Source organism: Flectobacillus sp. (genome assembly GCF_049240685.1).
Lineage (GTDB): Bacteria > Bacteroidota > Bacteroidia > Cytophagales > Spirosomataceae > Flectobacillus.
This window is the reverse complement of the sequence record NZ_JBMLSD010000393.1, coordinates 1-11,509: the sequence shown is the minus strand read 5'-3', so window position 1 is coordinate 11,509 and position 11,509 is coordinate 1. Positions and strand designations below refer to the sequence as shown.

Annotated in this window: 7 protein-coding genes; 1 reads left to right on the top strand and 6 read right to left on the bottom strand. The window is 38.6% G+C overall.

Annotation, left to right across the window (positions count from 1 at the left end; genetic code table 11):
* Positions 1–190: 190 nt before the first annotated feature.
* The 6 genes from ACOVQ4_RS17980 to ACOVQ4_RS17955 form a co-directional block, all read right to left on the bottom strand.
* On the bottom strand, positions 191–715 hold the full coding sequence (locus ACOVQ4_RS17980) for a hypothetical protein (protein ID WP_421821999.1): 525 nt from the start codon (positions 713–715) through the stop codon (positions 191–193).
* Positions 712–1,782, bottom strand: a complete 1,071-nt coding sequence (locus tag ACOVQ4_RS17975) for an AAA family ATPase (RefSeq protein ID WP_421821998.1) — start codon at positions 1,780–1,782, stop codon at positions 712–714. Before ACOVQ4_RS17975 ends, ACOVQ4_RS17980 begins: the two co-directional genes overlap by 4 nt.
* A gap of 86 nt (positions 1,783–1,868) precedes the next feature.
* Positions 1,869–2,357 carry an NADH-quinone oxidoreductase subunit C gene (locus ACOVQ4_RS17970; RefSeq protein ID WP_421821997.1) on the bottom strand — a complete coding sequence of 163 codons (489 nt, stop codon included), beginning with the start codon at positions 2,355–2,357 and terminating at the stop codon, positions 1,869–1,871.
* Positions 2,358–2,387: 30 nt separating this feature from the next.
* Positions 2,388–2,939, bottom strand: coding sequence for an NADH-quinone oxidoreductase subunit NuoB (gene nuoB, locus ACOVQ4_RS17965; protein WP_421821996.1), 552 nt, complete (start codon positions 2,937–2,939; stop codon positions 2,388–2,390).
* 297 nt (positions 2,940–3,236) lie between these two features.
* Positions 3,237–5,660 (bottom strand): gliding motility-associated C-terminal domain-containing protein, encoded by a 2,424-nt coding sequence (locus ACOVQ4_RS17960; RefSeq protein ID WP_421821995.1) that lies wholly within the window; start codon positions 5,658–5,660, stop codon positions 3,237–3,239.
* Positions 5,661–5,954: 294 nt separating this feature from the next.
* Positions 5,955–8,396: a gliding motility-associated C-terminal domain-containing protein gene (locus ACOVQ4_RS17955; protein ID WP_421821994.1), complete on the bottom strand. Its 2,442-nt coding sequence runs from the start codon at positions 8,394–8,396 to the stop codon at positions 5,955–5,957.
* A 564-nt stretch (positions 8,397–8,960) separates the two neighbouring features.
* Here ACOVQ4_RS17955 and recG point away from each other — a divergent pair.
* On the top strand, positions 8,961–11,057 hold the full coding sequence (gene recG / locus ACOVQ4_RS17950) for an ATP-dependent DNA helicase RecG (RefSeq protein WP_421821993.1): 2,097 nt from the start codon (positions 8,961–8,963) through the stop codon (positions 11,055–11,057).
* Positions 11,058–11,509 lie beyond the last annotated feature (452 nt).

Here is an 11,509-nt window from a genome sequence, read left to right as displayed (position 1 = left end):
AAAATACTTAAATATGTTTTCAATGAATGATGATTTTGAGTTTGTTTTGAGTTATGAATGGTTTTTAGTTACCCATTGAGATATTATACAAAAGTCGTGTTACATAAAATCTTACCTATTTAAAAGAGATATGATTACGGGTACGTCCACTGTAAATGTTATCAAATGGAAACTATTAACGAAAGGACTGTTAGACAATCCAAGGAAAAAGATTTTGTTGTCTTGCAGAATCATAATCAAGAACTACAATCCCTGCTATATTAAAAATAGCTTTATAAGCCATAAGTTCTGCCCTAATGGCATCTTGCATAAAGCTTAAATAGCTTGATTGATTTGGTACAACTTTTACTAAATGTACAATATTTATCCTTGTTTGATGATTTGGTAACTGTGGTAAGCAAGTTTGGGTATCAACCCTATTTGAACAAGCCATACATATTGCGTGAATAGATTTTGTTACCAATTCATCAATCCACTTTGCCATTATATCCTGATCCTGAAGGTTTTGTGGTCTATATCTTGGATTATTTGGATTGTCAAACGCTTTTAGTTCAACTAGCCAAAGGATATTATTATTTATATCAAACCATCCCACATCGGTTTCTTTAACTTTTTGAGACTTAATATTTATATAATTTTGACAGGTGCTAAACTGAAAATAATTATTATCAGGGAATTGAACTCTAACACCATTTTCGTCTATCAATTGACTCATAGTATCCCTAAGTTAATTTTTATATCATCATTATACATCGCTAAAGCCTCATTAATTATGCCGTTGTCAGGTAGGATACCTGATTTTAAATCTTCAAAAGTAGTATTGATAGAATTATCGGAAGACTTTTGTATATTCCAACATTTAATATCAATTTGGTCTCTTTGTGCACATAAAGCCATCTGTTTAATAACGAAATAGCTATGAGATGCCAAAAAGATTTGAACTCCTGCTTTACTCATTGCTACGAGCATCTCAACCATTTTTCTGATAGCATTTGGATGTAATGCAGTCTCTGGCTCATCCATAAATAATATTGTTCTGTTGCCTAGTTGACGGTTCGTGATTAGAGTCGTTAAAATTCCTATTTTTTTTATCCCCTCAGCCGTTAATTGCATCGAAAATTGCTGATTCCCTTTTTTGAATAAAAAAGGTTGCTCTGGTATCCTAGTTTGCTCTATTCTACCCTCAAAGAGTTCTTCTAAATGTTTATTTACATTACTAAGCTCTGATGCAACTTTACCCTTCGAACTTTCAAGTCTTAATGCTTTTATAAGATCCAAATAGGTATCATCGAAACCCATACCATAAAAATTATCCCTCATACTGCTAATATCGTTAAAGGCAGTAAGTACTTCCTTTGCAGGGATAAATAAAGCATTGATAGATTGTTCAGGAATACTTTCAACTAGGTCAGTACAGGTAGAAATAGTCTCATCAGTTTTTTCTCCAAATGAAAAATAAATGGATTGCTGATAATTTTTGGATTTGATAGCTATATCAACTTCTAGCTTTTCTTTAGAGCTTTTTTTTACAAGCTCTCCAAGCCCTTTTCTTGGGAAGAAGGTAGATTTTAGTTTTTCGGCTAATTCTTTCTTGTAAAGAACGTCGCCAGATTTTCTTTTGAGACTATAAACCTCTAATGATTTTACAATTGTATAAAGTAGTTTTAATATACCTGTTTTACCTGTATCATTTTGCCCAATTATCAAATTTATCTGAGGTATATCTTGAAGAAATAGCTCAGAATGTGCCATGAAGTTTTTAACTTTTATTTCTTTAATCATACTAGAATAATGTTATGTGATGACATCATAAACAATTGATAATGGATATTTTTATGTAAACATATATTTATAGCCCATCCCCCAATCTAATACTTTACCTGAATACCGTGATAATATTCTTGGGCTTGGTAATCTTTGCGAAGTGGGTGTCCGTCCCAGTCTTCTGGCAATAGGATTCTTCGTAAATCTGGATGTCCCTCAAAACGAATACCCACTAGGTCAAAGGCCTCGCGCTCGTGCCAATCGGCAGTACGCCAGATATGACTCAAGGTTGGTACGCTTGGTGCAGGTTCATCTTTGGCATTGCGTGGAACAATTACCTTAAGCATCATTTTGTGCTCGTAGGGAATGGAGTACAAATTATAAACTACTTCCATTGTCGCTTTTTCAACGCCATTGTCAAGGGCTGTAATGCACGACAACATATCGAAGTAACAGTTTTCATTTTCGAATAAAAACTGTGCTACAACGGCTATTTTATCGGTTGAAATATGTAGACACTGATGGTCTTTTCCAAGAATGATATCTGAACCCAATTCAGAAGCAATCAGGTCATTGATTTGGTCGAAAGTCATGTTTGAAGGCGCTAAATAGTGGGCTATTGATTAAGCAGAAGCAAACGCTGGTTTTTGGTTACGGGCTTCTTCTTGTTCCATCTCCAAAATAGCTTTAGGAGCTACAATGGTTTCTTGACGGATTTTTTCTTGTAATTTCAAAAAACCACCAATCAAAGCTTCTGGACGAGGAGGACAGCCAGGCACATACACATCCACAGGAATTATGCGGTCGACACCTTTTACGACATGATAACCATGCTCCCAGTAAGGTCCACCACAATTAGAGCAACTACCCATCGAAATCACATAGCGAGGTTCTGGCATTTGTTCGTACAAACGACGAATACGGTCAGCCATTTTGAAGGTAACAGTACCCGCCACAATCATCACATCTGATTGGCGCGGCGAAGGGCGTGGAAAAACCCCAAAGCGGTCGAGGTCATAACCTGATGCCATGGTTTGCATCATTTCGATAGCACAACAGGCCAAACCAAAGCCCATTGGCCACAACGAACTCAAACGTGCCCAGTTGAGCAAGTCTTCTACTTGACTAAGTACAATATTATCTTCTTCGAATTGCTGGTCGAGTAATCCCTTCATATCTGAAAATGTTAGATTGAGGTATGCGATTGATGTTAAGGAATCCCAATGCTAAATCAACAGCACAATATCGTTTTTGATTCCCTAGCTTACAAAGATACAAACCCCTCTGCAATTATGATGAAGGAAGGGGAAAAAAGGCATTTTAAGGAGGCATTAGTAGTGAGGCATTAGGCATTAGTAATGGTGTAGATGCAAAATTCTGCCACTCTCTGCCTGACTACTACTCTTTAAGGTCTCAATATTCAACTTTTCACTCTTTGCCTAACCCCTAATCCCTTCCCCCTCAAACAGAAACTACTTCACCACCGTCACATATCCTGTTAGTGCAGGAAGGTTTACGTTGGGTTTGATGACGTAGTAATAGGTTCCTGTAGGAATTCGTTGACCTTCTTGGATGCCGTCAAATGGTTGGGAATAGCCTTTTGAGTAGAAGATTTCATTACCCCATCGGTTGTAAATCTTTACTTCGATATTAGGATATTCATCAATGCCATCTAATTCCCAAGTATCATTTATTCTGTCGCCATTGGGGGTAAAAGAATTAGGAATATCGATTTTGGGATACACAAAAACATTGATTTTGTCGCTAGCTTTACATCTACTGGTATTGGCTACGATTTCGAGGGTATATTCCTGATGAGCAATAGGCGCAGCTATAGGCGAAAAGTCAGTTGGATTTAGTAAACCAGTGGTAGGCGACCAAGTAAAGCTATAGTCTGAGCCCTGACTACCCACTACGGGAATTTGTACTTGTTGTCCTCTAAAAATCGTGATATCTTCCCCTAACTGAACTCTAGGAACTCTATCGACGATGGCGTTGCTAGTAGCGGTGTTTTTACAGCCATCAGCAGAGGTGTATTCATATACAATGGGCCACACACCCGAACCCGCTTTGGAAGGGTCAAATACCGAACCAGTCATTCCTTTTCCAGAAAATACCCCTGCATTGGAGCTAACAGGAGTAACATAAATAGTCAAATCGGTTGAAAGATTCTTGGCTTCGCAAAACGAAGGAATAGGGGCAAATGTTACAGTTGGTTTAGGATATACTCTAATTGCAACCTCAGGAGCATTCTTTTTACAACCTTTATCGGAGGTTGCCTGCAATTGGTAATTGCCTGATTGAGTTATATTGATAGTCTGATTAGAACTAAAATTAGCACCATCTTTCAGCCACAGCCATGTTGTACCCGTATTTACTTCGGCTTTGAGGGTTACTACTTCGCCTTCGCAAACCTCAGTTTTGTTTGAAATATTTTGCACGCTCACCTGTGGCAATGGATTTACCGCAATATTGAGTGAGGCATCAAAAGTACAAAATGGACTATTTCTTTGAGTAATCACCAATCTGTAAACGCCTGAGCGGTCGTAGGCTGCTTCTCTATTACTAGTAAGTGTAAAATTATCTAATGTCCAATCAAAGGAAAAATCTGCTGGATTAGCGCCAGAAATACTTGGGGTAATGGTGCCTGGAGCTACGTCTTCACATATTGTTGTACCTAATGAAGGCGTTAAAGACAGTCCAACACCTCCATTGCCAATAACCCTTGTTAATTGAGAGGTTTCTGTAGGCTTACATGTGGCAGTAGGGTCATTAATTTCAACTTTGTATTCTCCTGTTACGTCATCGTTGATGCGAAGTTTGTTGGTGGTAGCACCAGTTAATGGACTACCATTATAATACCATTGGTAGGTAGCGTTGGGGTTTGCTTGTGTTTCAAGAATGCGGAAGCTTCTCTGACAAAGTGTTATGGTGTTTGTATGAGCTGTACTGGCACTTCCTTCAAGATAAATTCTCGGTTTTTCTACTTCTTTACAGTCTTTTACCAAAACATCATATTCCACCTGTGCTTGACTAATGATGTTTCCGCCCATTTTCTGAGTAGCCATAATTTTCATAGCATATAATCCTTCTTTGTCGGGCTTAAACTGTACCGTCCCTAGGTTGGATAACACAATAGGGCTGCTTGAGGCAATAGGCGAACTAGTCGAATATCCCGACGCCCAAGTTACTTCTTTAGGAGATGCTAACTGAGGTAGTACAAAAGGCGAGCTTGGTGTACTTAGCCCTTTGTAGAGAGGTTCGAAAGAGTAATCGATGGTAGTACCATTGGCGTTGGTGACTGGCAAATTAACAAAGCTAGATTGATTGAGGCAGTAAAAACTTCCTTGTGCTTGCTGGAAAGCAGGCGTTTCGTTAATAGCACTAGTGAAAAATAAATAGAGAATAAGACTGCTAGAGCTCGGGTTTTGCACATTCGTTAATTGACTACTACGACAACAACGTTCTACAACCACATAATAGCCGTCAGTATTATTGAGTTGGGTAAAATCTAGGGTGATATTTTTCCCTAAAGTCAATTCTATCGATTTTTGATTAACAACATTGCAGTTGGTAGGATAGACTAAGTCTACGCTGGTAGAAGAACCTCCTGTAAAATCAATAATTCCAGAGGCATCAACGCTGGTGGTAACATCTACATTATCTCTTTTTCGAAAAACCTTAGCTCTTAAATCTTTAGTGAGTGTTCCCGATGCTAAGTCTGCCTGATTGGTGGCGTTGTGTAAAGAGATATAGAAATGAACGGTAAGTTGAAATTGATTGGTAGTATTCGCAACTTTTGAAAGCTGCAAATACCCTCCAACAAAAGGGTCTTGCGCAAATACATGTTGCACGGTTGTAATACAAAGTAGGATGATTAATAAACGTAACCTCATTAGCAATTGGGTTTATTATAAGTAATAGTACGTTATTAGTTAATAGGGTATCTGTTATTGGAAAATGCTCGTAATCAAAAAAACGCTAGTGCTACTACCAGTTATCGAGTGATACACTCGACACAGATAGAATAAATCATGTTTAAAGTCTTTAAAAATACAATCTACGTAATAAACGAAAAAAGTGTATTCAATTGGATAAAAGGTGTTTGTAAAAATACATAAAAACCTTCTATCAAATTGAATACACTTCTTTTCTTTGAAAACTATAGGGTTGTTTTCTGTTGAAAATGGTTACTTTATCACGGTCAAATACCCTGTTAGCGTTGGCCAATCTTTACGAATTTCGATGACATAGTAATAGGTGGATGACTTGACTTCTTTATCATCTATAATTCCTTTGAAAGGGTTACTGGCATAGTCATTGGTATTAAATATTTCGTTGCCCCAACGATTAAATAGCTTCACAGACGCATTAGGAAATGAAGTTGTGATATCCGACAAATCCCAAAAGTCATTGATACCATCTTCGTTTGGTGTGAAAGTATTCACAATTTTTCCACTGACAAAAACTTTTACAGTTTTTTCATCGGCACATTGGGTGGCATTGTCGGTTACTTTCAAGACATAATTAGTTGATTGGTTGGGTGTTGCTACCGTTACTGGCGTATTTACCTCACTTAGCCCCGTTGCTGGTGACCATAGTAAAGTATAATCCGATAGGTTGGTACTAGTTGCCAAACTACTGGTTAAAGTAGTAGATTCTCCTGCTTGAATGATTACGTCAGGACTAAGGGTAAACACAGGCGCAGCACCAATCTTGAGCGTAGCTGTAGCTTTGGATTGACAACCCGCATTGGCACCAAAGGTGTAAGTAATGTCATACGAACCAGCTCCGTAGGTAGTAGGATTAATGGTTGTGTTGGTTAAGGTAGTTCCTCTTGAGTCTTTAAATATACCTGCTGAGTTATATGGATTAACAAATTTTGTTAAATCAATCGTTGTAGTAGTTGGCAAACAAACTGGGTCTAAACTAAAAGTAACTGGTGTTGAGGCTGTTCCTGTTACGGTGATATTGCTTGTTTTGGTACAGCCCGATATTGTCGAAACCTTTAATTGAAAAGTATTAGTACCTATATCTTTTACTTTGATAGAGTTACTTTTTTCAGTTGGCAGGATAACATTATTTTTACTCCAAACGTAATCAAAATCTGAGCTATTGAGAGCGCTTATTACAAAGTCATCCGAATCACAGTAATCAGTTAAGCCATTACTTGTCGTGAGTGTGGCGTTTGGCTGAGTAGGATAGTCAATAGTTTTTTTCAAAATATAGGTACAATTGTTTGCTCCAGAGGCTACATTTCTCAAAGTAACAGTGTATTCAATTTTTTGAGCTTGGGTGGGGAGAGGAAATTCATCCACAGCGAAATTCGTAATGTCATATTGAATACCATTAAACGTTTTTGTTTGTTTTACGCCATCGATATACCATGTATAAAGAAAATCAGTTTCTTTGAAAGTAGAACCAGGAGGGTTTTCTTTCACATTTAAGAGAAACTTTGTGCAAGCATCACGATACACATGACTTAAGTATAAATCCAACCCAGGTCTTTCTGTCAAGGTAACACTCGAAGAGGCTTTAGGAAGTCCACAACCATTTTTGGCTGATACCAAAACGGTATAGGTTCCTGCGCCTTCAGCTTTTACCTTGGAATCTGTTGCTCCAGCGATGTTTAAGCCATCTTTTTGCCATTGATAGGTATAATTGCTATTGGCGGTAGTCGACAAGTCGATATAACCATTTTTACAAACAGTACCCGTACTGATAGGACTCCCAGAAGCATCACTAATCACGGGCGTGGCAGATACCGCTGCCGCACAGTCTATTACTTTTAATACAAAATCTCTGCGAGTTTTTCCAATGGTGACACCATTTCTTTTTTCTGTAACTTCCACACAAAACAAATAGGTACCCACAGTACTGGCAGTAACCGATAATACACCCGAGGCATTGACACTCAGCGCAGGACTCCCAGGGATTTGTGCGGTGGCACTGCTTCCGCCTGCCCAGCTTACAGTAGCATAACTGCCCGAACCTGTTGGGGTTGGGTTACTATTGGCGCTTGTCGAAGAACCTTTGTAGGGCGTCACCAAGGCATAAGAAAGTTGGTCGTTGTCACGGTCGTTTGCCCCAAAATCATAGCTAAAAGCTTGTCCTTTACAAATGTATGCGCCTGTAATAGGATGAAACTCGGGAGAAGAATTATAAAACTCATTGCCCGATTGCCTGAGCGCGGGAAACTCCAGATAGAATAATGCGCCTGTCGAGGTGGGACTGCTAATATTGGTTACGTTGGCTCTACAGCATTTTTCTACAACAATATAATACCCTCCTGCATCGGCGTAGTCGGCAGAAGATACCACAAAGTCGCCTTCGTAGTCTACTTGCAAAATGCCAAGTTGTTGACTATTAGCACAATCTTGGTTATTGAAAGAAACCTCTTTACCCGACAGCGATGATGCTTTGAGCGTAAGCGAAGCCTTGAGTGTGTTGTTACTTTTCTGAAAAATTCCTACTTTAAGATTATCATCACTGCTAGTTGGCGTACCGCCAGATTTATCGTAATATACATGAAGCAATAGACGGAATTTTCCATTTGTAGTGCTGCTTCTGCTGATTAATTCCAAATTGCCTCCAAGTACCGATGCGGCTTGAATATAGTTTGAAATAAGCATACATAAGCAAAAGCTAAAACACCTGAAGATGTGCTTGGTCATTTGAAATAAGGGCTTGTCGTGTTGTGTTACATTAAGCGGATTCACTAAAGCTGGCGGGCCTTGAAGGATTTCTAGCAATAATTGTGCTAGAACAACGCATTTATACTTGTTGATAAAAGAAACTATACATTATTTGAAGATAAAAGGGTAGGCGAGAGAACGGAAGATTTACTACAAAAATCTTAAATTATGGCGTAAAATAATCCATGAATATTTTTGTGGAAGAAATGTATACAATACAAGAAATATGGCTCAATGACATTGATATTACACTTTTCTAAGTGACTAATAATCAGTTGCAAAAGTGTAGTATAACTTTTTAAGATAATTACTTGTTAAAAACTAATCATATTAAATCTACAAAATATTCAGGAAGATAAAAAGTCCTCAATGGTTGTTTAACATGAAAGATATGTGATAAGAAGTTAAATTTGTAAATATTTTACATCATATTTACCTGATACCCAATTGACGAAAGTTCAGAGATTTGCGACTGTTCCTTTGTCATTTAAAAATAATGATATGCAAAACGATTTTTTTGAAACTAGAATTGAGCAACTTCGAAACGTTGGCTTACAGCGAGGACAATTACTCAATACAGAGTTGCAGATTTTTACTTTTGGGGATTTGATTCAGTATTATCCTTTTCGATATGAGGATAGAACGCAATTTCATTATATCACAGAATTGCGTGAAGATATGGAATATGCCCAAATCAAAGGTCGTTTGCGTACACTCGAAAAAGTGGGAGAAGGCTTCAAACAGCGTTTGTCTGGCACATTTAGCGATGGTACAGGCTCAATGGAACTTACTTGGTTTCAGGGAATTACTTGGCTCGAAAAATATCTTCGAATTGGAGCTGAATATGTTCTTTTTGGCAAACCTTCCTTTTTTCAAGGTCGTCCACAAATGCAACATCCCGAGCTGGAGTTGTTGAATGGAGCCAACGAAAAGGGAGGGTATTATCAACCTGTGTATAGTGTAACCGAAAAGCTTCGAAAAAAATATATAGAATCCAAGCAAATTGCCCAAATGCAAAGGGTATTGTTGGAAATGGCCTACCCATTAATTCGCGAAAACTTACCCGTTTCTCTGCTTCAAAAGTATCGGTTGGTGGCCAAACGTGACGCTATCTACAATATTCACTTACCGCATTCAGAACAGTGGCTTCATCAGGCTCGTCGGCGCTTGAAGTTTGAAGAATTATTTTACAATCAACTTCGCTTAATCAAACAAAAAGTGCTACGCCGAGTTGATTATGAGGGTCAGATTTTTAAAAGTGCAGCTTTACTGAAAACTTTTTACGATGAGTATCTGCCTTTTCCTCTGACAAATGCACAAAAGCGAGTTATTAAAGAAATTTTCGCAGATATGCGCATGGGGCGACAAATGAACCGTTTGTTACAGGGAGATGTGGGTTCGGGAAAAACTATCGTGGCTTTTATCTGTATGTTGCTCGCAATCGATAATGGTGCGCAGGCTTGTTTGATGGCGCCTACCGAAATTTTGGCCGATCAGCATTATAACGGACTAAAGGAGTTTGCAGAATTGTTGGGCATTAGAATCGAAAAGCTCACAGGGTCAACCAAGAAAAAAGCCCGTGCTTTGATTCATGAAGGGCTATTGGATGGTTCGGTGAAAATCATTGTTGGAACGCACGCTTTATTAGAAGATATTGTACAATTCCAAAACCTAGGACTTTGTGTAATCGATGAGCAACATCGATTTGGCGTAGCACAGCGGGCCAAACTCTGGGAGAAAAACAAATACATCCACCCGCATATTCTGGTGATGACTGCCACGCCTATTCCAAGAACTTTGGCCATGACGCTTTATGGAGATTTGGATGTTTCGGTGATAGATGAGTTGCCCAAAGGTCGTAAGCCTATCAAAACTGTTCATCGTTACGACTCTCATCGTCTCAATGTTTTTGGTTTTATGCGTGACGAAATTCAGAAAGGACGGCAAGTTTATGTGGTTTATCCTTTAATAGAAGAATCCGAAAAGTTGGATTATAAAGACCTCATGGATGGCTATGAAAGTATCGTAAGGGCTTTTCCAGAATATCAGGTAAGTATCGTGCACGGAAAAATGAAGCCAGCCGACAAGGATTTTGAAATGCAAAGATTCGTAAAAGCCGAAACTCAAATTATGGTCGCCACCACCGTGATTGAAGTAGGAGTAAACGTTCCTAATGCCTCGGTGATGGTTATTGAGAGTGCCGAAAAGTTTGGCTTGGCACAATTACACCAGCTCCGAGGAAGGGTAGGGCGTGGTGCCGAGCAAAGTTTCTGTATTCTGATGACCGATTTCAAGTTGTCGAAGGATAGTCGTACCCGTATCGAAACGATGGTACGTACCACCGACGGTTTCGAAATAGCCGATGTAGACTTACAATTGAGAGGGCCAGGTGATATTTCGGGTACACAACAGAGTGGTATTATCGATTTGCAAATTGCAGATTTGGCCAAAGATGGCGAAATTCTGAAAGTAGCAAGAGAATGCGCCCAAGCTATCTTGGAAGCAGACCCTAATTTGAGTGCCGAAGAGCATGCCATGATTCGTGAGCAAATAGATTCTCTTAAAACGAATCAAAGCAACTGGTCGCGAATTAGTTAAATTTTAATGAACGCTGAAAATTGTATAAGAGTTTAGGTAAAGTCCTTATATTTGACTATACCAATCCAAATAAATACCTTTCTCGTAAGTTAATGGGCAAAATAAATTTAATTTTACCCGCAATAGGCATATAGCTATATGCAATAGGCATTAAGCTATATGCCATAGGCAAAAAGTATTTTTAACAAAATCATGAATACAAAATAATAGGCCACAGGCACAAGGCAAAGAGTGTTAAAATACTTTTAGTAACAATAGATATATTTTTGCCGAATGCCCAAAGCTGAAAGCCATAAGCTTTATGCATTAAGCCATAAGCAAAAGAATGTGCTTGCCTAATGCCTACGGCTTATAGCCTAGAGCATGTAACAGGCACAAGGCAAAGAGTGTTAAAATGCTTTTTAGTAACGATAGATATATTTTTGCCGAATGCCCAAAGCTGAAAGCCGTAA